Origin of the sequence: Pseudomonas sp. NFACC45 (genome assembly GCF_900113505.1) — a bacterium.
GTDB classification, from domain to species: Bacteria; Pseudomonadota; Gammaproteobacteria; order Pseudomonadales; family Pseudomonadaceae; genus Aquipseudomonas; species Aquipseudomonas tehranensis.
Map to the genome: position 1 here is coordinate 163,873 of NZ_FOPO01000015.1, position 23,408 is coordinate 187,280.

Genomic DNA, 23,408 nt, shown 5'->3' on the forward strand with positions numbered 1-23,408 from the left:
GACGCCCGCCGAGCGAGGCCACTTTGGACAAGATCCTGATTCGTGGGGCCCGTACCCACAACCTGAAGAACATCGACCTGACCCTGCCACGGGACAAGCTGATCGTCATCACCGGCCTGTCCGGATCCGGCAAATCATCCCTGGCCTTCGACACCCTGTACGCTGAAGGCCAGCGCCGCTATGTCGAATCGCTGTCGGCCTACGCCCGGCAGTTCCTGTCGATGATGGAAAAACCCGACGTCGACACCATCGAAGGCCTGTCGCCGGCGATTTCCATCGAACAGAAGTCGACTTCCCACAACCCGCGATCCACCGTCGGCACCATCACCGAGATCTACGACTACCTGCGTCTGCTGTATGCGCGGGTCGGTATTCCCCGGTGTCCCGACCACGACATCCCGCTGGAAGCCCAGACCGTCAGCCAGATGGTCGACCTGGTGCTGGCGCAGCCCGAAGGCAGCAAGTTGATGCTGCTGGCGCCGGTCATCCGCGAGCGCAAGGGCGAGCACCTGATGGTCTTCGAAGAACTGCGCGCCCAAGGCTTCGTTCGGGCACGGGTCAACGGCAAGCTGTGTGAGCTGGACGAACTGCCGAAGCTGGATAAACAGAAAAAGCATTCGATCGATGTGGTGGTTGACCGCTTCAAGGTCCGGGCCGACCTGCAGCAGCGCCTGGCCGAATCCTTCGAGACGGCGCTGAAACTGGCCGACGGCATCGCCCTGGTAGCGCCGATGGACGACGAGCCCGGCGAGGAAATCATCTTCTCGGCGCGCTTCGCCTGCCCGATCTGCGGCCACGCCATCAGCGAGCTGGAACCCAAGCTGTTCTCCTTCAACAACCCGGCCGGCGCGTGCCCGACCTGCGATGGCCTGGGGGTCAAGCAGTTCTTCGACACCAAGCGCCTGGTCAATGGCGAACTGACCCTGGCCGAGGGTGCAATTCGCGGCTGGGACCGGCGTAACGTCTACTACTTCCAGATGCTCGGGTCGCTGGCGGCCCATTACAAGTTCAGCCTGGACAAACCCTTCAACGAACTGCCCGCCGACCAGCAGAAATTCATCCTGCACGGCAGCGGTTCACAAAGTGTCGACTTCAAATACCTGAACGACCGTGGCGATATCGTCAAACGCTCCCACCCGTTCGAAGGCATCGTGCCGAACCTGGAGCGGCGTTATCGTGAGACCGAATCGGCCAGCGTGCGCGAAGAACTGGCCAAGTTCCTCAGCACCCAGCCTTGCCCCGATTGCCGCGGTACCCGTTTGCGTCGGGAGGCGCGGCATGTGTGGGTCGGTGAGAAAACCCTGCCAGCAGTCACCAATCTGCCGATTGGCGACGCCACCGACTACTTCGGCGGCTTGAAGCTCACTGGCCGCCGGGGCGAAATTGCCGACAAGATCCTCAAGGAAATTCGCGAGCGCTTGCAATTTCTGGTGAACGTCGGCCTGGACTACCTGACCCTCGATCGCAGCGCAGATACCCTGTCTGGCGGCGAAGCCCAGCGTATCCGCCTGGCCAGCCAGATCGGTGCCGGCCTGGTGGGGGTGATGTACATCCTCGACGAACCGTCCATTGGCCTGCACCAGCGGGACAATGATCGGTTGCTGGGAACCTTGAAGCACCTGCGGGACATCGGCAACACGGTGATCGTGGTCGAGCATGACGAAGACGCGATCCGCCTGGCCGATTACGTGGTGGACATCGGCCCGGGTGCGGGCGTGCATGGCGGGCATATCGTCGCCCAAGGCACGGCCGCCGAAGTCATGGCGCATCCTGACTCCCTGACCGGCAAATACCTGTCGGGCCGGGTAAAGATCAAGGTGCCGGCCAAGCGTACGCCGCGCAACAAGAAGCTGTCGCTGAGTCTCAAGGGCGCCCGTGGCAACAACTTGCGCAACGTCGACCTGGACATCCCGATTGGCCTGCTGACCTGCGTGACCGGCGTGTCCGGTTCCGGCAAATCGACGCTGATCAACAACACCCTGTTCCCCCTCAGCGCCACCGCCCTGAACGGCGCTACGACCCTGGAAGCCGCCGCCCACGACAGCATCAAGGGCCTGGAGCATCTGGACAAGGTTGTCGATATCGACCAGAGCCCTATCGGCCGCACACCGCGCTCCAACCCGGCGACTTATACCGGGCTGTTCACGCCTATCCGCGAACTGTTCGCCGGCGTGCCGGAGTCCCGTTCGCGCGGCTATGGCCCGGGGCGTTTCTCGTTCAACGTCAAGGGCGGGCGCTGCGAAGCCTGCCAGGGCGACGGCCTGATCAAGGTCGAAATGCACTTCTTGCCGGACATCTATGTGCCGTGCGATGTGTGCAAGAGCAAGCGCTACAACCGCGAAACCCTGGAGATCAAGTACAAGGGCAAGAATATCCACGAAACCCTCGAGATGACCATCGAAGAGGCCCGGGTGTTCTTCGACGCGGTGCCGGCACTGGCGCGCAAGCTCCAGACGCTGATGGATGTGGGGCTGTCGTACATCAAGCTTGGCCAATCGGCGACGACGTTGTCCGGCGGCGAGGCCCAGCGGGTCAAGCTGTCTCGCGAGCTGTCCAAGCGTGATACCGGCAAGACCCTGTACATCCTCGACGAGCCGACCACGGGTTTGCATTTCGCGGATATCCAGCAATTGCTCGACGTCCTGCATCGCCTTCGCGACCATGGCAACACCGTGGTGGTGATCGAGCACAACCTGGATGTGATCAAGACGGCGGACTGGCTGGTGGACCTGGGCCCGGAAGGCGGCTCCAAGGGTGGTCAGATCATCGCGGTGGGTACGCCCGAGGAAGTGGCCGAGATGAAGCAATCGCACACTGGCTACTACCTCAAGCCGTTGCTGGAGCGTGACCGGGACTGATTCCTGCCCGGACACGAAAAAGCCCCTGTCATCTCATCGATGGCAGGGGCTTTTGCTTTTCTTCTGTGGGAGCGAGCAAGCTCGCTCCCACAATTATCGCGATTAGAACTGCGACTGCAGGTAATTCTCCAACCCGATCAACTTGATCAAACCCAGCTGCTTCTCGAGCCAGTAGGTATGGTCTTCTTCGGTGTCGTTGAGCTGGATGCGCAGGATCTCACGGGTCACGTAATCGTTGTGCTGTTCGCAGAGCTCAATGCCCTTGCACAGCGCGGCACGGACTTTGTATTCCAGGCGCAGGTCGGCAGCGAGCATGTCTGGCACCGTGGTGCCGATGTCCAGATCATCCGGGCGCATGCGTGGCGTACCTTCGAGCATCAGGATCCGGCGCATCAACGCATCGGCGTGCTGTGCCTCTTCTTCCATCTCATGATTGATACGTTCGTAGAGCTCGGTAAAACCCCAGTCCTCGTACATCCGCGAGTGGATGAAATATTGATCACGGGCTGCCAGTTCGCCTGTCAGCAGCGTGTTGAGGTAATCGATTACGTCTGGGTGACCTTGCATCGCCCTACATCTCCACAAGCTTTGAAGGCTCTAGTTTGAACCAAGCTGACCGCAAGGTCACTCGCCTATCGCAATAAAAGCGAAGAAAATCTGAGAAAAGCCGGTTAAATAACGCAAAAACCGCCCAATTGAGGGCGGTTCTGCTTCTCGTTTAGACTTAGTTAAGCTGTACGCCCAACGCTTTGGCGATGCCTTCACCATAAGCGACATCCGCTTTGAAGAAGTGCTGCAGCTGACGATCGACAACATCCGCCGATACACCGGCCATCGCACCCGCGATGTTGCTGATCAGCAGCGCTTTCTGGGCATCATTCATCAAGCGGAACAGCGCACCGGCGTGACTGTAGTAGTCGGTATCTTCGCGGTGATCGTAACGGTCTGCCGAACCACCGAGCGCCAGGGCCGGTTCAGCATAACGCGGAGCCTGCTTGGGCGCCTCGACGTAGCTGTTGGGCTCGTAGTTCGGTGCCGCACCGCCATTGCTGCCGAACGCCATGGCTCCGTCGCGCTGGTAAGTGTTGACCGGGCTGCGCGGGGCGTTGACTGGCAATTGCTGGTGATTGGTGCCCACACGGTAGCGGTGCGCATCAGCGTAGGCGAATACACGACCTTGCAGCATGCGATCTGGTGAAAGGCCAACCCCTGGAACCATATTGCTCGGGCCGAACGTAGCCTGCTCAACCTCAGCGAAGTAGTTCAGCGGGTTACGGTTGAGCTCCAGTTCGCCAACCTCGATCAACGGAAACTCTTTCTGCGACCAGGTTTTGGTCACATCGAACGGGTTCTCGTAGTGGGCCGCGGCTTGAGCCTCGGTCATGATCTGGATGCAGACGCTCCACTTCGGGAAATCACCACGCTCGATCGCATTGAACAGATCACGCTGAGCGTAATCCGGGTCGGTGCCCGCCAGGCGCGCAGCTTCAGCCGGCGTCAGGTTCTTGACCCCTTGCTTGGTCTTGTAGTGCCATTTCACCCAGTGACGCTCACCCTGGGCGCTGATCAGACTATAGGTGTGACTGCCAAAGCCGTGCATGTGACGGTAGCCATCGGGAATGCCACGATCAGAGAACAGAATGGTGACCTGGTGCAAAGCCTCCGGCGAATGCGACCAGAAATCCCACATCATTTGGGCACTTTTCAGATTGCTTTGGGGCAGGCGCTTCTGGGTATGGATGAAGTCGGGGAATTTCAGCGGATCGCGAATGAAAAACACAGGGGTGTTATTACCCACGATGTCCCAGTTCCCTTCCTCGGTGTAGAACTTCAGGGCGAAACCACGTGGGTCGCGCTCAGTATCCGCAGAGCCACGCTCGCCACCCACGGTGGAAAAACGCAGGAACGTTGGGGTCTGCTTGCCGACCGACTCAAACAGCTTGGCGCTGGTGTACTGGGTGATATCCCGGGTTACGGTAAATGTGCCGTAAGCGCCTGATCCCTTGGCGTGTACACGGCGCTCGGGAATGTTCTCGCGATTGAAGTGAGCGAGCTTCTCGATAAGGTGGAAGTCGTCGAGCAACAGCGGGCCACGCGGGCCAGCGGAGCGAGAGTTCTGGTTATCGGCGACAGGAGCGCCACTGGCGGTCGTAAGCGTTTTGGTCTGGCTCATGCTCAATCTTCCTAGGTCGGTCTTCAAACTGCCGGCTAATCGGCTGGAAAGGAGTATTGATCATGTTAATGACAGTATCCAAATTCATTAAATCATGGGCATCGATAGTCATTATCTAACGATGCCTTATTGCATGCGCGACGCCAGACAAAGAGGTGACTGATACTTTTTGACCGGGCACAAAAAACCGGGCACAAGGCCCGGTTTTTTGTATGTTGCCGACTTACTCAGCGGATACAGCTTCACCGCTGGTAGCACGATCAACCAACTCGACGTACGCCATAGGCGCGTTGTCGCCAGCGCGGAAACCGCACTTGAGGATGCGCAGGTAGCCACCCTCACGGGTAGCATAACGCTTGCCCAGGTCGTTGAAGAGCTTACCAACGATAGCTTTCGAACGAGTACGGTCGAAAGCCAGACGGCGGTTAGCCAGGCTGTCTGTCTTGGCCAAAGTGATCAGCGGCTCAGCAACGCGGCGCAGTTCTTTGGCTTTCGGCAGTGTAGTTTTGATCAGCTCGTGCTCGAACAGCGACACCGCCATGTTTTGGAACATGGCCTTGCGGTGCGAGCTGGTGCGGCTCAGGTGACGACCACTTTTACGATGACGCATGGTTCATTCCTTACCAAACACAACGTTCGGTGATTACGACGATCAGGCAGTCGCCTTGTCGTCCTTCTTAAGACTTGCAGGCGGCCAGTTGTCGAGGCGCATGCCGAGGGACAGACCGCGGGAGGCCAGAACGTCCTTGATTTCAGTCAAGGATTTCTTGCCAAGGTTCGGAGTCTTCAACAGCTCTACTTCGGTGCGCTGAATCAGGTCGCCGATGTAGTAGATGTTTTCCGCCTTAAGGCAGTTAGCCGAACGTACAGTCAGTTCCAGATCGTCAACCGGGCGAAGCAGGATCGGATCAATCTCGTCTTCCTGCTCGACAACCACTGGCTCACTGTCACCTTTGAGGTCGACGAACGCAGCCAACTGCTGTTGCAGAATGGTTGCAGCGCGGCGAATGGCCTCTTCAGGATCCAGGGTACCGTTGGTTTCCAGATCAATAACCAGCTTGTCCAGGTTGGTACGCTGTTCGACACGGGCGTTTTCCACCACGTATGCGATACGGCGAACCGGGCTGAACGAAGAGTCGAGCTGCAAGCGACCGATGCTGCGGCTTTCGTCTTCATCGCTCTGACGCGAGTCTGCCGGTTCATAACCACGACCACGAGCTACGGTGAGCTTCATGTTCAGGGCGCCGTTAGACGCCAGGTTAGCGATTACGTGATCGGGGTTAACGATCTCGACATCATGATCCAGCTGAATATCGGCAGCGGTAACCACCCCCGAACCCTTCTTCGACAAGGTCAGCGTAACTTCGTCACGACCGTGCAGCTTGATAGCCAGACCTTTAAGGTTCAACAGGATTTCAATTACATCTTCCTGTACACCTTCGATGGCGCTGTACTCATGGAGTACACCGTCAATCTCGGCCTCGACTACTGCACAGCCGGGCATTGAGGACAACAGGATGCGGCGCAGCGCGTTGCCCAGGGTGTGGCCAAAACCACGCTCGAGAGGCTCGAGTGTGATCTTGGCGCGGGTTGGACTGACAACCTGCACATCAATATGGCGGGGTGTCAGGAACTCATTTACCGAAATCTGCATGGATGCACCTATTTTCTAGCCCTTACTTGGAGTAGAGCTCGACAATCAGGCTTTCGTTGATGTCGGCGGACAGATCACTGCGAGCAGGAACGTTCTTGAAAACGCCCGACTTCTTCTCAGTGTCTACTTCTACCCATTCTACGCGGCCACGTTGGGCACACAGATCGAGAGCTTGGACAATGCGAAGTTGGTTCTTTGCTTTCTCGCGAACAGCAACCACGTCACCAGCACGAACCTGGTAGGACGGAACGTTTACGGTCTGACCGTTAACGCTGATCGACTTGTGCGATACCAGCTGACGGGATTCGGCACGAGTAGAACCGAAACCCATACGGTATACAACGTTGTCCAGACGGCATTCGAGCAGTTGCAACAGGTTTTCGCCGGTTGCGCCCTTCTTGCCAGCTGCTTCTTTGTAGTAGCCGCTGAATTGACGCTCGAGAACGCCGTAGATACGACGGACCTTCTGCTTTTCACGCAGTTGGGTGCCGTAATCGGACTGGCGACCGCGGCGTTGGCCGTGGATACCAGGTGCTGCTTCAATGTTGCACTTCGATTCGATCGCGCGCACGCCGCTCTTCAGAAAGAGATCGGTGCCTTCGCGACGAGCGAGTTTGCATTTTGGACCAATGTAACGAGCCATTCTTTACAATCTCCTGGATTACACGCGGCGCTTCTTCGGCGGACGGCACCCGTTGTGCGGGATTGGCGTCACGTCGGTGATGCTGGCGATCTTGTAGCCACAGCCGTTCAAAGCGCGGACTGCGGATTCACGACCCGGACCTGGACCCTTGACGTTGACGTCGAGGTTTTTCAGGCCGTATTCCAGCGCAGCTTGACCAGCACGCTCAGCAGCTACTTGAGCAGCGAACGGGGTGGACTTGCGGGAACCGCGGAAACCCGAACCACCGGAGGTTGCCCAGGAAAGAGCGTTACCTTGACGGTCGGTAATGGTCACGATGGTGTTGTTAAAAGAAGCATGGATGTGGGCGATGCCATCAACCACTGTCTTTTTAACTTTTTTACGAGGACGAGCAGCAGGTTTTGCCATGATTAAATTCCTGTCGATTCGCTGGGGCGATTACTTGCGGATCGGCTTACGCGGACCTTTACGGGTACGCGCGTTGGTCTTGGTACGCTGACCGCGTACTGGAAGACCACGACGATGACGCAGACCGCGATAGCAACCGAGGTCCATCAAGCGCTTGATTTTCATGTTGATTTCGCGACGCAGGTCACCTTCAGTGGTGAACTTCGCCACTTCGCCACGCAGCTGTTCAATCTGCTCGTCGCTCAGATCTTTGATCTTTGCCGCTGGGTTGACCCCAGACACTGCACAAATTTTCTGTGCAGTAGTGCGACCAACACCATAGATGTAGGTCAGCGAGATAACAGTATGCTTGTTATCTGGAATGTTAACGCCTGCAATACGGGCCATTCAGTGGGACTCCAATTGACAGCTACCTACGCCCCGGAAGCCAAGAAATAGGGCGCGAGATAATATCGCTGTAATAACAAATAATCAACCCGGCAGCGCACTAGCTGCCGGGCTTAAAGCACAATCACACTCAGCCTTGGCGCTGTTTGTGACGCGGTTCCGCGCTGCAAATTACCCGAACAACGCCTTCGCGGCGAATAATCTTGCAGTTACGGCACAGCTTTTTCACCGATGCACGAACTTTCATCACCAACTCCTCGAACCTTATGGACGCTACTCAGCGCAACATACCGCTGCCGTAGCCCTTCAGGTTGGCTTTCTTCATCAGGGATTCGTACTGGTGCGAAACGAGGTGCGATTGTACTTGGGACATGAAGTCCATCACAACCACGACCACGATCAGCAACGAGGTCCCGCCAAGGTAGAACGGAACATTTGCCGCAACCACCAGGAACTGGGGAAGCAAGCAAACGGCCGTCATATAGAGAGCACCGAACAAGGTCAAACGAGTCAAAACGCCATCAATGTAGCGCGCCGACTGCTCGCCTGGACGGATACCCGGAATAAAGGCACCGGACTTCTTCAGGTTTTCCGCTACGTCTTTCGGATTGAACATCAACGCCGTATAGAAGAAGCAGAAGAAAATAATCCCTGCACTAAACAGCAGAATATTCAACGGCTGACCAGGAGCGATCGACTGCGAGATGTCCTGCAGCCAGCCCATACCTTCAGACTGACCAAACCAGGCACCCAGCGAAGCCGGGAACAGCAAAATGCTGCTCGCAAAAATAGCCGGGATAACACCGGCCATATTCACCTTCAGCGGCAAGTGGCTAGTCTGCGCAGCAAATACCTTGCGGCCCTGCTGACGCTTGGCGTAGTGAACAGCTATACGACGCTGACCACGCTCAATGAACACCACGAAACCGATAATCGCTACTGCCAGCAAACCGATCGCAACCAGGGCAAAAATGTTGATGTCACCCTGACGCGCAGACTCGAAAGACTGCCCGATCGCTCTCGGAAGACCGGCGACGATACCTGCGAAAATCAACATCGAGATACCGTTGCCAACACCACGCTCAGTAATCTGCTCACCCAGCCACATCATGAACATCGCACCCGCCACAAACGTGGTTACCGCGACGAAATGGAAGCCAAAGTCACCAGTGAACGCTACGCCTTGCCCTGCCAGACCGATGGACATGCCAACAGCCTGGACAAGAGCAAGGACGACGGTGAGGTAGCGGGTGTACTGGCTGATCTTGCGACGGCCAGCTTCACCTTCCTTCTTCAACTGTTCCAGCTGTGGGCTGACGGCGGTCATCAGTTGCATGATGATCGATGCCGAGATGTACGGCATGATCCCCAGAGCAAAGATACTCATCCGTTCCAGCGCACCGCCGGAAAACATGTTGAACAAGCTAAGAATGGTCCCCTCATTCTGTCGAAACAGGTCCGCGAGTCGGTCCGGGTTGATACCTGGAACCGGGATGTGTGCGCCTATTCGGTAGACGATAATCGCCAGGAACAGAAAACGCAGACGAGCCCAGAGTTCAGACATACCGCCTTTGCCGAGCGCAGAGAGAGCACCTTGCTTAGCCATTTATTCCTCGAACTTGCCGCCAGCTGCTTCGATAGCCGCACGCGCACCTTTGGTGGCGCCGATTCCCTTTCCGATGGTGACAGCGCGAGCAACTTCGCCCGACAGCATGATTTTCACACGCTGTACGTTCTGGTTGATCACGTTGGCATCCTTCAGGGACTGCACGGTGACGATGTCGCCATCCACTTTAGCCAGCTCGGACAGACGCACTTCTGCGCGATCCATGGCCTTCAGGGAAACGAAACCGAACTTCGGCAGGCGACGATGCAGCGGCTGTTGACCGCCTTCAAAGCCTGGAGCAATGGTGCCACCGGAGCGGGAGGTCTGACCTTTGTGGCCACGGCCACCGGTCTTGCCCAAACCACTACCGATACCACGGCCCGGACGATGCTTTTCGCGACGGGAACCCGGCGCTGGACTCAGATCATTGAGTTTCATCGATTAACCCTCTACACGCAGCATGTAGTAGGCCTTGTTGATCATCCCGCGATTCTCGGGAGTATCCAGGACCTCTACAGTGTGACCGATGCGACGCAGACCCAGACCCTTAACGCACAGTTTGTGGTTAGGGATGCGGCCGGTCATGCTTTTGATCAGCGTAACTTTTACGGTAGCCATGATCAGAAGATCTCCTTGACGCTTTTGCCACGCTTGGCGGCAATGGATTCAGGAGACTGCATTGCTTTCAAACCCTTGAAAGTGGCGTGAACCACGTTTACCGGGTTAGTCGAGCCGTAGCACTTGGCCAGAACGTTCTGAACGCCAGCAACTTCGAGGACAGCACGCATAGCGCCGCCAGCGATGATACCGGTACCTTCAGAAGCAGGCTGCATGTACACCTTCGAAGCGCCATGGGCAGACTTCATTGCGTACTGCAGAGTGGTGCCGTTCAGATCAACCTGGATCATGTTGCGGCGAGCAGCTTCCATTGCCTTCTGGATCGCAGCAGGCACTTCACGCGACTTGCCACGGCCGAAGCCAACACGCCCTTTACCATCACCTACCACGGTCAACGCGGTGAAAGTGAAGATACGGCCGCCTTTAACGGTTTTGGCTACGCGGTTAACTTGAACCAGCTTCTCGATGTAGCCTTCGTCGCGCTTTTGGTCGTTATTTGACATAACTTAGAACTCCAGCCCAGCTTCACGAGCAGCATCAGCCAGCGCCTTGACGCGGCCGTGGTACTTGAAGCCAGAGCGGTCGAAAGCCACCTGCGAGACGCCAGCGGCTTTAGCACGCGTAGCGACCAGCTGGCCAACCTTAGTGGCCGCGTCGATGTTGCCAGTGGCGCCATCACGCAGTTCTTTATCCAAAGTCGAGGCACTTGCCAGGACTTTGTTGCCGTCGGCCGAAATGACCTGGGCGTAGATGTGCTGCGACGAGCGGAACACGCAGAGACGCACGACTTCGAGTTCGTGCATTTTCAGGCGTGCTTTGCGAGCGCGACGCAGTCGAGTAACTTTTTTGTCGGTCATTTGCTATGCCCTACTTCTTCTTGGCTTCTTTACGACGGACGACTTCGTCCGCGTAGCGCACACCTTTGCCTTTATACGGCTCTGGTGGACGGAAGTCGCGGATCTCGGCGGCCACTTGACCTACCAGCTGCTTGTCGATGCCCTTGATCAGGATATCGGTCTGGCTAGGAGTCTCAGCGGTGATGCCTTCCGGCAGTTCATAATCCACTGGGTGCGAGAAGCCAAGAGCCAGGTTCAGCACTGTGCCTTTTGCTTGCGCCTTGTAACCAACACCGACCAGCTGGAGCTTGCGCTCGAAGCCTTGGCTTACGCCTTGGACCATGTTGTTTACCAACGCACGAGTGGTACCAGCCATTGCGCGAGTCTGTTGATCGCCATTGCGAGCAGCGAAACGCAGCTCACCAGCTTCTTCAACGATCTCAACGGACGAATGGATGTTCAGTTGCAGAGTGCCTTTGGCACCCTTCACCGAAAGCTGTTGGCCTGCGAATTTGACTTCGACACCGGCTGGCAGCTTAACGGGGTTCTTAGCGACGCGTGACATGCTTATCCCCCCTTAGAACACAGTGCAAAGAACTTCGCCGCCGACACCGGCAGCGCGCGCAGCACGATCCGTCATCACACCCTTGTTGGTGGAGACGATAGACACACCGAGACCGCCACGAACTTTTGGCAGATCCTCGACGGACTTGTACTGACGCAGGCCTGGACGGCTAACGCGCTTCACTTCCTCGATGACCGGACGGCCTTCGAAGTACTTCAGCTCGATGGACAGCAGTGGCTTGATTTCGCTGCTGATCTGATAACCCGCAATGTAACCTTCGTCCTTCAGGACTTTGGCAACAGCTACCTTCAAAGTAGAAGATGGCATGCTTACGACGGACTTTTCAGCCATCTGGGCATTACGGATACGAGTTAGCATGTCCGCTAACGGGTCCTGCATACTCATGGGCTAGACGCTCCTAATACACAAAAAATTAGCCTTTCGGCTACTACGTGTCGCCGAGTACATCCGCGCGATAAAAGCACGGGCTCAGGCGAGCCGGGTATTCTAGACACACCCCACAAATGAATCAAGCCCCAAAAGGGGCTTGATTCAAGTTCAAGGTCACCGGCGGTCAGGATCTTGCGACCCCGAACACCGAGACATTGACAGTGCTTACCAGCTGGCTTTAACCAGACCTGGAACGTCACCACGCATTGCAGCTTGACGCAGCATGTTACGGCCGAGGCCGAACTTGCGGTACACGCCGTGCGGACGACCAGTCAGGCGGCAGCGGTTACGCATGCGCGAAGCGCTTGCGTCACGTGGCTGCTTCTGCAGTGCTACGGTAGCTTCCCAACGCGCTTCTGGACTTGCGTTCAGATCAACGATGATAGCTTTCAGCGCTGCACGCTTGGTGGCGTACTTGGCAACGGTGAGCTGACGCTTCAGCTCACGGTTTTTCATGCTCTTCTTGGCCATTTTCCTACTCCAATCAGTTGCGGAACGGGAATTTGAAAGCGCGCAGCAGTGCGCGACCTTCGTCATCCGTCCGAGCAGTGGTGGTCAGGGTAATGTCCAGACCGCGGAGAGCGTCGATCTTGTCGTAATCGATTTCCGGGAAAATAATCTGCTCTTTAACGCCCATGCTGTAGTTACCACGACCATCGAAGGACTTGGCATTCAGGCCGCGGAAGTCGCGAACCCGAGGCAGGGAGATCGACAGCAGACGATCCAGGAACTCGTACATACGCTCACGGCGCAGGGTCACTTTGACGCCGATCGGCCAACCTTCACGGACTTTAAAGCCAGCGATGGATTTCCGAGCGTAAGTCACAACGACTTTCTGACCGGTGATCTTTTCCAGGTCAGCAACAGCGTGCTCGATGACTTTTTTGTCGCCGATCGCTTCGCCCAGACCCATGTTCAGGGTGATTTTGGTAACGCGCGGAACTTCCATCACGTTCGAAAGCTTAAGTTCTTCCTTAAGCTTCGGTGCGATTTCCTTCCGGTAAATCTCTTTTAGTCGTGCCATGGTCTTCTACCTAGCAGTGTTCAAGCATCAACCGCTTTTTGGGTCGACTTGAAGACACGAATTTTCTTACCGTCTTCTACTTTGAAACCAACGCGGTCAGCCTTGTTGGTTTCGCCGTTGAAAATGGCGACGTTGGAAGCGTGCAGTGGCGCTTCTTTCTCGACGATACCGCCCTGTACGCCCGACATCGGGTTAGGCTTGGTATGACGCTTGACCAGGTTCAGACCACCAACAACCAGACGGTTGTCAGCAAGAACCTTCAGCACCTTACCGCGCTTACCCTTGTCTTTGCCGGCGATCACGATGATCTCGTCGTCACGACGAATCTTTTGCATGTCGGATCTCCTTACAGCACTTCTGGGGCGAGCGAGACGATCTTCATGAACTTCTCAGTACGAAGCTCACGGGTCACTGGCCCAAAGATACGGGTGCCGATTGGCTCTTGCTTGTTGTTCAACAGAACAGCAGCGTTGCCATCAAAGCGGATGATGGAGCCGTCAGCGCGACGAACACCGTGGCGAGTGCGGACTACAACAGCAGTCATCACTTGGCCTTTTTTCACCTTACCGCGGGGAATTGCTTCCTTGACGGTAACTTTGATGATGTCACCAATACCAGCGTAACGACGATGGGAGCCACCCAGCACCTTGATGCACATAACACGGCGAGCGCCGCTGTTATCGGCCACATCGAGCATGGATTGAGTCTGAATCATATAATTTCTCCGACCCCTAGCCCTTAGACTTCCACAGCGCGTTCGAGAACATCAACCAGCGCCCAAGACTTGGTCTTGGCCATCGGACGAGTTTCACGAATAGTGACTTTGTCGCCGATGTGGCACTGATTGGTTTCGTCGTGCGCGTGCAGCTTAGTCGAACGCTTAACGTATTTACCGTAGATCGGGTGCTTAACGCGACGCTCGATCAGAACGGTGATGGTTTTGTCCATCTTGTCGCTGACAACACGGCCAGTCAGCGTACGGACAGTTTTTTCGGCTTCAGCCATGATCACTTACCTGCCTGCTGGTTGAGCACAGTTTTCACGCGAGCGATGTCACGCTTAACTTGCGAGAGCAGATGAGACTGCCCCAACTGGCCAGTTGCTTTCTGCATACGCAGATTGAACTGGTCGCGCAGCAGGCCGAGCAGTTGCTCGTTCAGCTGCTGTGCTGATTTTTCACGAAGTTCATTCGCTTTCATCACATCACCGTCCGTTTAACAAAGGAGGTGGCGAGCGGCAGCTTTGCAGCAGCCAGGGCGAAAGCCTCACGCGCCAGCTCTTCAGAAACACCCTCGATTTCATACAGGACTTTGCCTGGCTGAATCTGGGCAACCCAGTACTCCACGTTACCCTTACCTTTACCCATCCGAACTTCGAGTGGCTTCTTGGTGACAGGCTTGTCCGGGAATACACGGATCCAGATCTTGCCGCCACGTTTTACGTGACGGGTCAGAGCACGACGCGCTGACTCGATCTGACGAGCGGTGAGACGACCACGAGCAACAGACTTCAGCGCGAACTCGCCGAAGCTGACTTTGCTACCGCGCAATGCCAGGCCACGGTTGTGACCGGTCATCTGCTTGCGGAACTTCGTACGCTTTGGTTGCAACATTTGGCGTACCCCTTACTTAGCAGCTTTTTTACGAGGCGCTGGTGCTTGTGGCTTCAGCTCTTCTTGGCGACCACCAATTACTTCGCCTTTGAAGATCCAAACCTTTACACCGATCACACCGTAAGTGGTGTGAGCTTCGTAGTTGGCATAGTCGATGTCGGCACGCAGGGTGTGCAGTGGCACACGACCTTCGCGATACCATTCAGTACGTGCGATTTCAGCACCGCCGAGACGACCGCTCACTTGGATTTTGATGCCTTTGGCACCAATGCGCATTGCGTTTTGTACAGCGCGCTTCATAGCGCGACGGAACATTACACGACGCTCCAGCTGCTGAGCTACGCTCTGCGCAACCAGCATACCGTCGAGCTCCGGCTTGCGGATCTCTTCGATATTGATGTGCACAGGCACACCCATTTGCTTGGTCAGGTCCTGACGCAGCTTCTCAACATCTTCACCTTTCTTCCCGATAACGATACCTGGACGAGCAGTGTGGATGGTGATGCGTGCAGTCTGCGCCGGACGATGGATATCGATACGGCTTACGGACGCGCTTTTTAGTTTGTCTTGGAGATACTCACGCACCTTCAGATCAGCGAACAAGTAGTCCGCATAAGTCCGACCGTCTGCGTACCAGACGGAGGTGTGCTCCTTGACGATTCCCAGGCGAATGCCAATGGGATGTACTTTCTGACCCATCTCTTCGACTCCGTTACTTGTCAGCAACCTTGACAGTGATATGGCAAGACCGCTTGACGATGCGATCAGCACGGCCTTTGGCACGTGGCATGATGCGCTTCAGCGAACGCCCTTCGTTGACGAAAACGGTGCTGACCTTCAGGTCATCAACGTCTGCGCCTTCGTTATGCTCGGCGTTGGCTACGGCCGACTCCAGCACTTTCTTCATGATCTCGGCGGCTTTCTTACTGCTGAAAGCCAACAGGTTGAGCGCTTCGCCCACCTTCTTCCCGCGGATCTGGTCGGCGACCAAGCGGGCTTTCTGGGCGGAGATTCGAGCGCCCGACAACTTAGCGGCTACTTCCATTTCCTTACCCCTTAACGCTTGGCTTTCTTGTCAGCCACGTGCCCACGGTATGTGCGGGTACCGGCAAACTCGCCCAGTTTGTGGCCGACCATGTCTTCGTTAACGAGAACTGGGACGTGTTGGCGACCGTTGTGTACTGCGATGGTCAGACCGACCATTTGTGGCAGGATCATCGAACGGCGCGACCAGGTTTTAACTGGTTTGCGATCGTTCTTTTCCGCCGCCACTTCGATCTTCTTCAGTAGGTGAAGATCAATAAAAGGACCTTTTTTCAGAGAACGTGGCACTGTCGTATCCCTCTATTTACTTGCGACGACGGACGATCATTTTGTCGGTACGCTTATTACCACGAGTCTTCGCGCCCTTAGTCGGGAAGCCCCATGGCGATACCGGATGACGACCACCAGAGGTACGACCTTCACCACCACCATGTGGGTGGTCAACCGGGTTCATGGCAACACCACGAACGGTTGGGCGAACGCCACGCCAGCGCTTGGCACCAGCTTTACCCAACGAACGCAGGCTGTGCTCGGAGTTCGAGACTTCGCCCAGGGTCGCACGGCACTCAGCCAGTACTTTACGCATCTCACCAGAACGCAGACGCAGGGTCACGTAGACACCTTCACGAGCGATCAGCTGAGCCGAAGCACCAGCGGAACGAGCGATCTGTGCGCCTTTACCTGGCTTCAATTCGATGCCGTGTACGGTGCTACCAACTGGAATGTTACGCAGTTGCAGAGCGTTGCCCGGCTTGATCGGCGCCAAGGCACCTGCGATCAGCTGGTCGCCAGCACTCACGCCTTTAGGGGCAATGATGTAGCGACGCTCGCCATCTGCGTACAGCAGCAGAGCGATGTGAGCAGTACGGTTTGGATCGTATTCGATACGCTCGACGGTGGCAGCGATGCCATCCTTGTCGTTGCGACGGAAGTCGACCAGACGATAATGCTGCTTATGACCACCACCGATGTGACGAGTGGTAATACGGCCATTGTTGTTACGACCACCAGACTTCGATTTTTTCTCGAGCAGCGGTGCGTGAGGAGCGCCTTTATGCAGCTCCTGGTTGACCACCTTGACCACAAAACGGCGGCCAGGGGAAGTCGGTTTGCATTTAACGATTGCCATGATGCACCCCTTCCTTACTCAGCACTGCTGCTGAAATCGAGATCTTGGCCTGGCTGAAGGGAGATAACTGCCTTCTTCCAGTCATTACGCTTGCCCAGACCGCGAGCAGTGCGCTTGCTCTTACCCAGAACGTTCAGGGTAGTAACGCGCTCTACTTTCACGCTGAACAGGCTTTCGACGGCCTTCTTGATTTCCAGCTTGGTTGCATCGGTAGCAACCTTGAAAACGAACTGGCCTTTCTTGTCTGCCAGAACCGTAGCCTTCTCGGAAACGTGCGGGCCAAGCAGAACTTTAAATACGCGTTCCTGGTTCATCCCAGCAGCTCCTCGAATTTCTTCACGGCCGACACGGTGATCAACACCTTGTCGTATGCGATCAGACTGACCGGATCGGAACCTTGCACGTCACGAACATCAACGTGTGGCAGGTTGCGAGCAGCCAGGTACAGGTTCTGATCAACAGCGTCAGACACGATCAGGACGTCAGTCAGGCCCATGCCATTCAGCTTGTTCAGCAGATCTTTGGTTTTCGGTGCTTCAACAGCGAAGTCCTGAACCACGACCAGACGATCAGTACGCACCAGCTCAGCAAGGATGGAACGCATTGCTGCGCGATACATCTTCTTGTTCAGCTTCTGGGAGTGATCCTGAGGACGAGCTGCAAAAGTGGTACCGCCGCCGCGCCAGATTGGGCTACGGATAGTACCGGCACGAGCACGGCCAGTACCTTTCTGACGCCATGGGCGCTTACCGCCACCAGAAACGTCGGAACGGGTCTTTTGCTGCTTGCTACCTTGACGGCCGCCAGCCATGTAGGCCACGACTGCTTGGTGAACCAGCGTCTCGTTGAATTCGCCGCCAAATGTCAGTTCGGAAACTTCGATCGCTTGAGCGTCATTTACATTTAATTGCATGTCAGCTTCCCCTTAACCGCGAGCCTTGGCTGCTGGACGTACAACCAAGTTGCCGCCAGTAGCGCCAGGAACAGCGCCCTTGACCAACAACAGATTGCGTTCAGCGTCCACGCGCACTACTTCGAGGGACTGCACGGTCACGCGCTCAGCGCCCATATGACCGGACATTTTTTTGCCCTTGAATACACGACCAGGAGTCTGGCACTGGCCGATAGAGCCTGGAACGCGGTGGGATACGGAGTTACCGTGGGTGTTATCTTGCCCGCGGAAGTTCCAACGCTTGATCGTACCCTGGAAGCCTTTACCCTTGGACTGACCGGTTACATCAACCAGTTGACCAGCAGCGAAGATTTCAGCGTTGATCAGATCGCCGGCCTGGTACTCGCCTTCTTCAAGGCGGAATTCCATTACGGTACGACCAGCGGCAACGTTCGCCTTGGCGAAGTGGCCAGCTTGAGCAGCTGTTACACGCGAAGCACGACGCTCGCCGACAGTGACTTGCACTGCACGATAGCCATCGGTCTCTTCAGTTTTGAACTGGGTGACGCGATTCGGCTCGATCTCAATGACCGTGACCGGAATGGAGACACCTTCTTCGGTGAAAATACGGGTCATACCGCATTTACGACCGACTACACCAATAGTCATGTTGTAAACCTCATGAGTGTACGGGGCTTTCACCCGCTATGGCCGCCCATTTCAGAGCGTTACACGACCAAGACCGAGTCTTAGCCGAGGCTGATCTGCACTTCCACACCGGCCGCAAGATCAAGCTTCATAAGTGCATCAACGGTTTTATCCGTTGGCTGGACGATGTCCAGAACGCGCTTATGAGTACGGATCTCGTACTGGTCACGCGCGTCTTTGTTGACGTGCGGGGAGACCAGAACGGTGAACCGCTCTTTACGGGTAGGCAGTGGAATTGGACCACGCACTTGAGCACCAGTACGTTTCGCGGTTTCCACGATTTCCTGGGTGGATTGGTCGATCAGGCGATGGTCAAAAGCCTTCAACCTGATACGGATTTGCTGATTTTGCATTGGATTTCAGACTCCGGCTGCTATTCCCACCGAGCGCAATACGCCCGTTAAAAGGAGGCGCAATTCTATAGACGCCCCTGATAGGTGTCAACCCAATAAAAAAGCCCCCGCTAGGCGGGGGCTCTTCAACTCATCGAGCTGACTCTACAAGAGACTTACTCGATGACTTTGGCTACGACGCCAGCGCCGACGGTACGACCGCCTTCACGGATAGCGAAACGCAGACCGTCTTCCATCGCGATGGTCTTGATCAGAGTGACAGTCATCTGGATGTTGTCACCTGGCATTACCATCTCAACGCCTTCTGGCAGCTCGCAGTTACCGGTCACGTCAGTTGTACGGAAGTAGAACTGTGGACGGTAGCCTTTGAAGAACGGAGTATGACGGCCGCCTTCTTCCTTGCTCAGAACGTAAACTTCTGCAGTGAACTTGGTGTGCGGCTTGACGGTGCCTGGCTTGACCAGAACCTGGCCACGCTCAACGTCGTCACGCTTGGTGCCGCGCAGCAGTACGCCACAGTTCTCGCCAGCACGACCTTCGTCGAGCAGCTTGCGGAACATTTCAACGCCGGTGCAGGTAGTTTTCTGAGTGTCGCGCAGACCGACGATCTCAACTTCTTCCTGGATGCGGACGATGCCACGCTCAACACGACCAGTCACAACAGTACCGCGACCGGAGATCGAGAATACGTCTTCGATTGGCATCAGGAACGGCTTGTCGATAGCACGCTCTGGCTCTGGGATGTAGCTGTCCAGAGTTTCCACCAGCTTCTTGACAGCACTGGTACCCATTTCGTTGTCGTCTTGACCGTTCAGAGCCATCAGAGCCGAACCGATGATGATTGGAGTGTCATCACCTGGGAAGTCGTAAGTGCTCAGCAGATCGCGCACTTCCATCTCAACCAGTTCCAGCAGCTCAGCATCGTCAACCATGTCAGCCTTGTTCAGGAAGACAACGATGTACGGAACGCCTACCTGACGGGACAGCAGGATGTGCTCACGGGTTTGCGGCATCGGACCATCAGCGGCCGAGCAAACCAGGATCGCGCCGTCCATCTGGGCAGCACCAGTGATCATGTTTTTTACGTAGTCGGCGTGACCTGGGCAGTCAACGTGTGCGTAGTGACGCACGGCCGAATCGTATTCAACGTGAGCGGTGTTGATGGTGATACCGCGAGCTTTCTCTTCCGGGGCGCTGTCGATCTTGTCGAAGTCAACCTTGGCCGAACCGAAAACTTCGGAGCAGACACGGGTCAGAGCAGCGGTCAGCGTGGTTTTACCGTGGTCGACGTGACCGATGGTGCCAACGTTGACGTGCGGCTTATTACGTTCGAACTTTTCCTTAGCCATCGAAATCACCCCTAGGAGAAGAATTTAGCAAGTCACACAAACCATTAAAACAAAGGCAGATATTTTCATATCTGCCTTGTTATATGGAGCTCTTGAGCGGATTTGAACCGCCGACCTCACCCTTACCAAGGGTGTGCTCTACCAACTGAGCTACAAGAGCGAAACACTATGCACAACCTGCAAACTTGGAGCGGGTAGCGGGAATCGAACCCGCATCATCAGCTTGGAAGGCTGAGGTTCTACCACTAAACTATACCCGCGGAGCTTGCAGCTCACGCTAAAACTGGTGGAGGGGGAAGGATTCGAACCTTCGAAGTCGTAGACGTCAGATTTACAGTCTGATCCCTTTGGCCGCTCGGGAACCCCTCCTAAGCGAGCCGGCATTCTATATCATGCCAGCCTTCTGTCAAGCATTTTCTCATAAAAAACCTGAGGTTAGCTGCGTTGACACCGCTTCGTGGCGCTAGCTGTTAAAGGCCTTCGCTGCGAAGCGGGCGCCATTCTATGCAAACTACCCTGTGGGTGCAACCCCCTCACAGGGCATTATTTTATGTTTTAACTCATTGAATTCTTTAGAAAGGTTTTGAAGCAGCATTTCATTCACCTTCAGCCCGCTATCTGGCGAAATCAGAACCCAAAATCCTTCTCCCTCAGGCAGATTCGGCGAGCCCTGCGCAATGGAGCGAGCCGCGATCCCGGATGCCGCGAGCCGCTGTTCCAGCTGGCGCGCCATTTCAATTCGGATGAAGCCACCAAGATAGACACACGTGCCTCGGCCCGCAGATTTGCTTGAATCCCGCCTTACAAGCGCATCAGCCGTTTCGCTCAAGAGATGAATATCCTGCTGCGAGCCCCGGTACAAACTCAACGGAGTCACATCTTTTGCCCGAAGGGGTGCCTCCTGTTGATGCCAGACGTAATAAAAGACATTCAAAACCACCAACAGCAGAAAAAGCCACCGCATAGGAACCTCAAGACAAAGGACAGGCCATCGCCAAACCAACAAAAACCAGATCAGGCACTACCTTGGCATCAGGTACAACACCGGATACCAAATTGGCATCTCCCCCCGTGAGAAATACTACGAAGTCTTTCCCCCAATATTCTTTAGCCAGTTCAAGCTGAGTCAGGACAAACCCTCTGAGCATGAGCATGCAGCCGCGCTCCACCGCCTCAACAGTCGCACGACCAGGGGCGAGACTCTCGTGAGCCCGCTCGGCAGCCGTATCGTCATAGCGAATCCGTCGGGTATGGGTGCGCAACTGATTACGCATCAAAGGCATACCAGGACAAATGAACCCCCCAAGATGCTCACCGTCCGCGGCCACGAAATCCGCTGTAACGGCCGTACCGAAATCGAGCACCAGACAGGCTCCCGAGGCAAGATGAAAGCCCCCAAGCAAAGCCAACCATCGATCGAGCCCTAGCCGCTCGTAATCGTTGTAACCGTTCTTAACACCGGCCAACTCCCGAACAGGTACAGCGCGCGAGACAGACACCCCAAAAACATCAATTAGCAGAGCAACCAGCGAATCCGTCTCTTGCGGAGTCCTCACGCTAACGAGACGACATTTCTTGAGCTGAAATTTATCGGCGTCACTCAAGCTCGCCAGCAGAGCACTATCGGTACCAGCCACCCCTCCTTCGACCGGTGTTACGCCATCGAAGTCAAGGACACGCCATTTGATAAAGCTATTGCCGCAATCGAGCTCAAGAATCATCACGCAACCTCAAACTGAGCTCACCACCGCTAAAGATTTTTTCCACGCCATCTACCTTCAAACGTAGCGCGCCCTGACGATCAATGCCCATTACAACCCCGTCAACCTGGTTGATACCGGCAATCAGGGAAACATTGCGCCCCTGCCACAGATGGTATCGCTCCCATTCCTCTTGGATCGCGGAGAAACCTGACACCTGGTGGAGCCTGAGGTAATGCTGAAACTTCGCAGCCAGCCGTCCAACCAACTCGTTTCGATCAAAATCCCTGCCCGTCTCAAGGCACATGGACGTCCATTGCTGGTCAACCTCATCGGTCGACCGCATATTCACATTAATCCCTACGCCGAGGACAACATGGCAAACGTCTGCTGGATCCCCCACCAACTCAAGCAAGATGCCAGCGATTTTCTTATCACCTACCAGGACATCGTTAGGCCACTTCAGCCCAGCCCCCTCGATCCCCATATCATGCAAGGCGCGCATAACTGCAAGCCCTACAACCAGGCTGAGCCCCTCAATTTGGCGCATGCCACCATCAATTCGCAGCACCAGACTGTGGTAAAGATTGTCAGCAAACGGACTCACCCACTTGCGACCACGACGACCACGACCGGCTGTCTGTCGCTCGGTCAAAATCCTAAATGGAGCGTCCATTCCACGCTCTATGGCGCGAAGCGCCTCAGCGTTGGTCGAATCAATGGAGTCAAATATATGGATGGGCCACTCACAAGACTCTTTGGCGCTAATCTCAGCTGAGTCCAAAAGCAGCAGCGGCTTAGCCAGCTGATAACCTCTACCTCGAACCTTATGAACAGATAACCCTAACTCCGCCTCCAGGTGCTGCAACTGCTTCCATACAGCACTACGACTGATACCCAGAGCAGTACCCAGCGCCTGACCCGAGTGGAAGCGGCCATCTTTCAGAAGTTTAAGCAACGTGAGCATGCAAACGGCACCTGATAATGAGGCCCGCATGATAGCGATGCGCAAGACTGTTGCATAGAAACACACCAGGTCTTTCCTGCGGGCAAAACAAAACCCCTACCTGCGTCAGCAGATAGGGGTTTCGGAATTTAATCTTGACGATGACCTACTCTCACATGGGGAAACCCCACACTACCATCGGCGATGCATCGTTTCACTGCTGAGTTCGGGATGGGATCAGGTGGTTCCAATGCTCTATGGTCGTCAAGAAATTCGGTAGCCAGCGCGTGCCTTACGGTCACGTTCCAGCGAATGGGTATGCGATAGGTTTGTGTGTTGTGCGAACTTTCGGTTCATAGCGTCTTCACACACCGCAATCTGGTGCCCTGTGTATCGGGTCAGCAAATTGCTTGGGTGTTATATGGTCAAGCCTCACGGGCAATTAGTATGGGT

35 protein-coding genes, 3 tRNA genes and 1 rRNA gene are annotated in these 23,408 nt (G+C 55.7%); 1 reads left to right on the forward strand and 38 read right to left on the reverse strand.

The window, feature by feature from the left end; genetic code table 11:
* The first annotated feature begins 23 nt into the window (after window positions 1–23).
* The gene (gene uvrA, locus BM132_RS25365) at window positions 24–2,858 is read left to right on the forward strand and encodes an excinuclease ABC subunit UvrA (RefSeq protein ID WP_092394852.1); all 2,835 of its coding nucleotides are present in this window, start codon (window positions 24–26) and stop codon (window positions 2,856–2,858) included.
* 102 nt (window positions 2,859–2,960) lie between these two features.
* On the opposite strand, the gene bfr is transcribed toward uvrA, so the two are convergent.
* The 38 genes from bfr to rrf form a co-directional block, all read right to left on the reverse strand.
* Window positions 2,961–3,425, reverse strand: coding sequence for a bacterioferritin (gene bfr / locus BM132_RS25370; RefSeq protein WP_025215751.1), 465 nt, complete (start codon window positions 3,423–3,425; stop codon window positions 2,961–2,963).
* A gap of 157 nt (window positions 3,426–3,582) precedes the next feature.
* Entirely contained in the window at window positions 3,583–5,031 is a 1,449-nt protein-coding gene (locus BM132_RS25375) for a catalase (RefSeq protein ID WP_092459555.1), read from the reverse strand.
* A gap of 223 nt (window positions 5,032–5,254) precedes the next feature.
* Window positions 5,255–5,641 carry a 50S ribosomal protein L17 gene (gene rplQ, locus BM132_RS25380; protein ID WP_003186009.1) on the reverse strand — a complete coding sequence of 129 codons (387 nt, stop codon included), beginning with the start codon at window positions 5,639–5,641 and terminating at the stop codon, window positions 5,255–5,257.
* Window positions 5,642–5,683: 42 nt separating this feature from the next.
* A complete protein-coding gene (gene rpoA / locus BM132_RS25385) occupies window positions 5,684–6,685 on the reverse strand; it encodes a DNA-directed RNA polymerase subunit alpha (RefSeq protein WP_003186012.1) in 1,002 nt (333 codons plus the stop codon).
* Window positions 6,686–6,707: 22 nt separating this feature from the next.
* The gene (gene rpsD / locus BM132_RS25390) at window positions 6,708–7,328 is read right to left on the reverse strand and encodes a 30S ribosomal protein S4 (RefSeq protein WP_003176404.1); all 621 of its coding nucleotides are present in this window, start codon (window positions 7,326–7,328) and stop codon (window positions 6,708–6,710) included.
* Window positions 7,329–7,346: 18 nt separating this feature from the next.
* The gene (rpsK, locus tag BM132_RS25395) at window positions 7,347–7,736 is read right to left on the reverse strand and encodes a 30S ribosomal protein S11 (protein WP_002555466.1); all 390 of its coding nucleotides are present in this window, start codon (window positions 7,734–7,736) and stop codon (window positions 7,347–7,349) included.
* Window positions 7,737–7,766: 30 nt separating this feature from the next.
* On the reverse strand, window positions 7,767–8,123 hold the full coding sequence (gene rpsM, locus BM132_RS25400; protein WP_047229770.1) for a 30S ribosomal protein S13: 357 nt from the start codon (window positions 8,121–8,123) through the stop codon (window positions 7,767–7,769).
* Window positions 8,124–8,253: 130 nt separating this feature from the next.
* Window positions 8,254–8,370: a 50S ribosomal protein L36 gene (gene rpmJ, locus BM132_RS25405; RefSeq protein ID WP_002555468.1), complete on the reverse strand. Its 117-nt coding sequence runs from the start codon at window positions 8,368–8,370 to the stop codon at window positions 8,254–8,256.
* Between the two features lie 30 nt (window positions 8,371–8,400).
* Window positions 8,401–9,729 (reverse strand): preprotein translocase subunit SecY, encoded by a 1,329-nt coding sequence (gene secY, locus BM132_RS25410; protein ID WP_047229771.1) that lies wholly within the window; start codon window positions 9,727–9,729, stop codon window positions 8,401–8,403.
* Window positions 9,730–10,167 carry a 50S ribosomal protein L15 gene (rplO, locus tag BM132_RS25415; protein WP_003186032.1) on the reverse strand — a complete coding sequence of 146 codons (438 nt, stop codon included), beginning with the start codon at window positions 10,165–10,167 and terminating at the stop codon, window positions 9,730–9,732.
* Window positions 10,168–10,170: 3 nt separating this feature from the next.
* Window positions 10,171–10,347: a 50S ribosomal protein L30 gene (gene rpmD, locus BM132_RS25420; RefSeq protein WP_003186033.1), complete on the reverse strand. Its 177-nt coding sequence runs from the start codon at window positions 10,345–10,347 to the stop codon at window positions 10,171–10,173.
* 2 nt (window positions 10,348–10,349) lie between these two features.
* Window positions 10,350–10,850: a 30S ribosomal protein S5 gene (rpsE, locus tag BM132_RS25425; protein WP_003186035.1), complete on the reverse strand. Its 501-nt coding sequence runs from the start codon at window positions 10,848–10,850 to the stop codon at window positions 10,350–10,352.
* Window positions 10,851–10,853: 3 nt separating this feature from the next.
* Entirely contained in the window at window positions 10,854–11,204 is a 351-nt protein-coding gene (rplR, locus tag BM132_RS25430) for a 50S ribosomal protein L18 (RefSeq protein WP_003186037.1), read from the reverse strand.
* A gap of 10 nt (window positions 11,205–11,214) precedes the next feature.
* On the reverse strand, window positions 11,215–11,748 hold the full coding sequence (gene rplF / locus BM132_RS25435) for a 50S ribosomal protein L6 (RefSeq protein WP_003186039.1): 534 nt from the start codon (window positions 11,746–11,748) through the stop codon (window positions 11,215–11,217).
* 12 nt (window positions 11,749–11,760) lie between these two features.
* Complete coding sequence (rpsH, locus tag BM132_RS25440; RefSeq protein WP_017848802.1) at window positions 11,761–12,153, reverse strand: 30S ribosomal protein S8; 393 nt, start codon at window positions 12,151–12,153, stop codon at window positions 11,761–11,763.
* A gap of 210 nt (window positions 12,154–12,363) precedes the next feature.
* Complete coding sequence (gene rpsN / locus BM132_RS25445) at window positions 12,364–12,669, reverse strand: 30S ribosomal protein S14 (RefSeq protein WP_003186042.1); 306 nt, start codon at window positions 12,667–12,669, stop codon at window positions 12,364–12,366.
* 13 nt (window positions 12,670–12,682) lie between these two features.
* Window positions 12,683–13,222: a 50S ribosomal protein L5 gene (gene rplE / locus BM132_RS25450; RefSeq protein ID WP_003186044.1), complete on the reverse strand. Its 540-nt coding sequence runs from the start codon at window positions 13,220–13,222 to the stop codon at window positions 12,683–12,685.
* Between the two features lie 20 nt (window positions 13,223–13,242).
* On the reverse strand, window positions 13,243–13,557 hold the full coding sequence (gene rplX, locus BM132_RS25455; protein ID WP_003186046.1) for a 50S ribosomal protein L24: 315 nt from the start codon (window positions 13,555–13,557) through the stop codon (window positions 13,243–13,245).
* An 11-nt stretch (window positions 13,558–13,568) separates the two neighbouring features.
* Complete coding sequence (gene rplN, locus BM132_RS25460) at window positions 13,569–13,937, reverse strand: 50S ribosomal protein L14 (protein WP_002555479.1); 369 nt, start codon at window positions 13,935–13,937, stop codon at window positions 13,569–13,571.
* 23 nt (window positions 13,938–13,960) lie between these two features.
* Complete coding sequence (gene rpsQ, locus BM132_RS25465; protein WP_003194644.1) at window positions 13,961–14,227, reverse strand: 30S ribosomal protein S17; 267 nt, start codon at window positions 14,225–14,227, stop codon at window positions 13,961–13,963.
* A gap of 2 nt (window positions 14,228–14,229) precedes the next feature.
* A complete protein-coding gene (rpmC, locus tag BM132_RS25470) occupies window positions 14,230–14,421 on the reverse strand; it encodes a 50S ribosomal protein L29 (RefSeq protein WP_002555481.1) in 192 nt (63 codons plus the stop codon).
* Window positions 14,421–14,834: a 50S ribosomal protein L16 gene (gene rplP, locus BM132_RS25475; RefSeq protein WP_003186052.1), complete on the reverse strand. Its 414-nt coding sequence runs from the start codon at window positions 14,832–14,834 to the stop codon at window positions 14,421–14,423. The genes rpmC and rplP overlap by 1 nt, the downstream gene beginning before the upstream one ends.
* A gap of 12 nt (window positions 14,835–14,846) precedes the next feature.
* Window positions 14,847–15,533 carry a 30S ribosomal protein S3 gene (gene rpsC, locus BM132_RS25480; RefSeq protein WP_003176422.1) on the reverse strand — a complete coding sequence of 229 codons (687 nt, stop codon included), beginning with the start codon at window positions 15,531–15,533 and terminating at the stop codon, window positions 14,847–14,849.
* 13 nt (window positions 15,534–15,546) lie between these two features.
* A complete protein-coding gene (gene rplV / locus BM132_RS25485; protein WP_003103908.1) occupies window positions 15,547–15,879 on the reverse strand; it encodes a 50S ribosomal protein L22 in 333 nt (110 codons plus the stop codon).
* 11 nt (window positions 15,880–15,890) lie between these two features.
* The gene (rpsS, locus tag BM132_RS25490; RefSeq protein ID WP_002555486.1) at window positions 15,891–16,166 is read right to left on the reverse strand and encodes a 30S ribosomal protein S19; all 276 of its coding nucleotides are present in this window, start codon (window positions 16,164–16,166) and stop codon (window positions 15,891–15,893) included.
* A gap of 16 nt (window positions 16,167–16,182) precedes the next feature.
* Entirely contained in the window at window positions 16,183–17,007 is an 825-nt protein-coding gene (rplB, locus tag BM132_RS25495; RefSeq protein WP_003186055.1) for a 50S ribosomal protein L2, read from the reverse strand.
* Window positions 17,008–17,021: 14 nt separating this feature from the next.
* Window positions 17,022–17,321 (reverse strand): 50S ribosomal protein L23, encoded by a 300-nt coding sequence (gene rplW / locus BM132_RS25500; protein WP_002555488.1) that lies wholly within the window; start codon window positions 17,319–17,321, stop codon window positions 17,022–17,024.
* Window positions 17,318–17,920 (reverse strand): 50S ribosomal protein L4, encoded by a 603-nt coding sequence (gene rplD / locus BM132_RS25505; protein WP_003186057.1) that lies wholly within the window; start codon window positions 17,918–17,920, stop codon window positions 17,318–17,320. The genes rplW and rplD overlap by 4 nt, the downstream gene beginning before the upstream one ends.
* A 12-nt stretch (window positions 17,921–17,932) precedes the next feature.
* Window positions 17,933–18,568 (reverse strand): 50S ribosomal protein L3, encoded by a 636-nt coding sequence (gene rplC, locus BM132_RS25510; protein ID WP_003186059.1) that lies wholly within the window; start codon window positions 18,566–18,568, stop codon window positions 17,933–17,935.
* Between the two features lie 80 nt (window positions 18,569–18,648).
* A complete protein-coding gene (rpsJ, locus tag BM132_RS25515) occupies window positions 18,649–18,960 on the reverse strand; it encodes a 30S ribosomal protein S10 (protein WP_003186070.1) in 312 nt (103 codons plus the stop codon).
* A 155-nt stretch (window positions 18,961–19,115) separates the two neighbouring features.
* Window positions 19,116–20,309, reverse strand: a complete 1,194-nt coding sequence (gene tuf, locus BM132_RS25520; protein WP_092459557.1) for an elongation factor Tu — start codon at window positions 20,307–20,309, stop codon at window positions 19,116–19,118.
* 84 nt (window positions 20,310–20,393) lie between these two features.
* Window positions 20,394–20,469 (reverse strand) — tRNA-Thr (locus tag BM132_RS25525).
* Between the two features lie 26 nt (window positions 20,470–20,495).
* A tRNA-Gly gene (locus BM132_RS25530) sits at window positions 20,496–20,569 on the reverse strand.
* Window positions 20,570–20,593: 24 nt separating this feature from the next.
* A tRNA-Tyr gene (locus BM132_RS25535) sits at window positions 20,594–20,678 on the reverse strand.
* A 142-nt stretch (window positions 20,679–20,820) separates the two neighbouring features.
* Window positions 20,821–21,273, reverse strand: a complete 453-nt coding sequence (locus BM132_RS25540) for a hypothetical protein (RefSeq protein WP_092403491.1) — start codon at window positions 21,271–21,273, stop codon at window positions 20,821–20,823.
* Window positions 21,274–21,280: 7 nt separating this feature from the next.
* Window positions 21,281–22,030 carry a pantothenate kinase gene (locus BM132_RS25545; RefSeq protein ID WP_092403489.1) on the reverse strand — a complete coding sequence of 250 codons (750 nt, stop codon included), beginning with the start codon at window positions 22,028–22,030 and terminating at the stop codon, window positions 21,281–21,283.
* Complete coding sequence (gene birA, locus BM132_RS25550; protein WP_092459559.1) at window positions 22,020–22,976, reverse strand: bifunctional biotin--[acetyl-CoA-carboxylase] ligase/biotin operon repressor BirA; 957 nt, start codon at window positions 22,974–22,976, stop codon at window positions 22,020–22,022. Before birA ends, BM132_RS25545 begins: the two co-directional genes overlap by 11 nt.
* Window positions 22,977–23,108: 132 nt before the next feature.
* Window positions 23,109–23,224: ribosomal RNA gene (gene rrf / locus BM132_RS25555) — 5S ribosomal RNA — on the reverse strand.
* Window positions 23,225–23,408: the final 184 nt, after the last annotated feature.

Bases quoted from the DNA above. Each gene is read 5' to 3' on its own strand.
- bfr (WP_025215751.1), bottom strand. From the start codon at position 3,425: ATGCAAGGTCACCCAGACGTAATCGATTACCTCAACACGCTGCTGACA.
- BM132_RS25375 (WP_092459555.1), bottom strand. From the start codon at position 5,031: ATGAGCCAGACCAAAACGCTTACGACCGCCAGTGGCGCTCCTGTCGCC.
- rplQ (WP_003186009.1), bottom strand. From the start codon at position 5,641: ATGCGTCATCGTAAAAGTGGTCGTCACCTGAGCCGCACCAGCTCGCAC.
- rpoA (WP_003186012.1), bottom strand. From the start codon at position 6,685: ATGCAGATTTCGGTAAATGAGTTCCTGACACCCCGCCATATTGATGTG.
- rpsD (WP_003176404.1), bottom strand. From the start codon at position 7,328: ATGGCTCGTTACATTGGTCCAAAATGCAAACTCGCTCGTCGCGAAGGC.
- rpsK (WP_002555466.1), bottom strand. From the start codon at position 7,736: ATGGCAAAACCTGCTGCTCGTCCTCGTAAAAAAGTTAAAAAGACAGTG.
- rpsM (WP_047229770.1), bottom strand. From the start codon at position 8,123: ATGGCCCGTATTGCAGGCGTTAACATTCCAGATAACAAGCATACTGTT.
- rpmJ (WP_002555468.1), bottom strand. From the start codon at position 8,370: ATGAAAGTTCGTGCATCGGTGAAAAAGCTGTGCCGTAACTGCAAGATT.
- secY (WP_047229771.1), bottom strand. From the start codon at position 9,729: ATGGCTAAGCAAGGTGCTCTCTCTGCGCTCGGCAAAGGCGGTATGTCT.
- rplO (WP_003186032.1), bottom strand. From the start codon at position 10,167: ATGAAACTCAATGATCTGAGTCCAGCGCCGGGTTCCCGTCGCGAAAAG.
- rpmD (WP_003186033.1), bottom strand. From the start codon at position 10,347: ATGGCTACCGTAAAAGTTACGCTGATCAAAAGCATGACCGGCCGCATC.
- rpsE (WP_003186035.1), bottom strand. From the start codon at position 10,850: ATGTCAAATAACGACCAAAAGCGCGACGAAGGCTACATCGAGAAGCTG.
- rplR (WP_003186037.1), bottom strand. From the start codon at position 11,204: ATGACCGACAAAAAAGTTACTCGACTGCGTCGCGCTCGCAAAGCACGC.
- rplF (WP_003186039.1), bottom strand. From the start codon at position 11,748: ATGTCACGCGTCGCTAAGAACCCCGTTAAGCTGCCAGCCGGTGTCGAA.
- rpsH (WP_017848802.1), bottom strand. From the start codon at position 12,153: ATGAGTATGCAGGACCCGTTAGCGGACATGCTAACTCGTATCCGTAAT.
- rpsN (WP_003186042.1), bottom strand. From the start codon at position 12,669: ATGGCCAAGAAGAGCATGAAAAACCGTGAGCTGAAGCGTCAGCTCACC.
- rplE (WP_003186044.1), bottom strand. From the start codon at position 13,222: ATGGCACGACTAAAAGAGATTTACCGGAAGGAAATCGCACCGAAGCTT.
- rplX (WP_003186046.1), bottom strand. From the start codon at position 13,557: ATGCAAAAGATTCGTCGTGACGACGAGATCATCGTGATCGCCGGCAAA.
- rplN (WP_002555479.1), bottom strand. From the start codon at position 13,937: ATGATTCAGACTCAATCCATGCTCGATGTGGCCGATAACAGCGGCGCT.
- rpsQ (WP_003194644.1), bottom strand. From the start codon at position 14,227: ATGGCTGAAGCCGAAAAAACTGTCCGTACGCTGACTGGCCGTGTTGTC.
- rpmC (WP_002555481.1), bottom strand. From the start codon at position 14,421: ATGAAAGCGAATGAACTTCGTGAAAAATCAGCACAGCAGCTGAACGAG.
- rplP (WP_003186052.1), bottom strand. From the start codon at position 14,834: ATGTTGCAACCAAAGCGTACGAAGTTCCGCAAGCAGATGACCGGTCAC.
- rpsC (WP_003176422.1), bottom strand. From the start codon at position 15,533: ATGGGTCAGAAAGTACATCCCATTGGCATTCGCCTGGGAATCGTCAAG.
- rplV (WP_003103908.1), bottom strand. From the start codon at position 15,879: ATGGAAGTAGCCGCTAAGTTGTCGGGCGCTCGAATCTCCGCCCAGAAA.
- rplB (WP_003186055.1), bottom strand. From the start codon at position 17,007: ATGGCAATCGTTAAATGCAAACCGACTTCCCCTGGCCGCCGTTTTGTG.
- rplW (WP_002555488.1), bottom strand. From the start codon at position 17,321: ATGAACCAGGAACGCGTATTTAAAGTTCTGCTTGGCCCGCACGTTTCC.
- rplD (WP_003186057.1), bottom strand. From the start codon at position 17,920: ATGCAATTAAATGTAAATGACGCTCAAGCGATCGAAGTTTCCGAACTG.
- rplC (WP_003186059.1), bottom strand. From the start codon at position 18,568: ATGACTATTGGTGTAGTCGGTCGTAAATGCGGTATGACCCGTATTTTC.
- rpsJ (WP_003186070.1), bottom strand. From the start codon at position 18,960: ATGCAAAATCAGCAAATCCGTATCAGGTTGAAGGCTTTTGACCATCGC.
- tuf (WP_092459557.1), bottom strand. From the start codon at position 20,309: ATGGCTAAGGAAAAGTTCGAACGTAATAAGCCGCACGTCAACGTTGGC.
- BM132_RS25540 (WP_092403491.1), bottom strand. From the start codon at position 21,273: ATGCGGTGGCTTTTTCTGCTGTTGGTGGTTTTGAATGTCTTTTATTAC.
- BM132_RS25545 (WP_092403489.1), bottom strand. From the start codon at position 22,030: ATGATTCTTGAGCTCGATTGCGGCAATAGCTTTATCAAATGGCGTGTC.
- birA (WP_092459559.1), bottom strand. From the start codon at position 22,976: ATGCTCACGTTGCTTAAACTTCTGAAAGATGGCCGCTTCCACTCGGGT.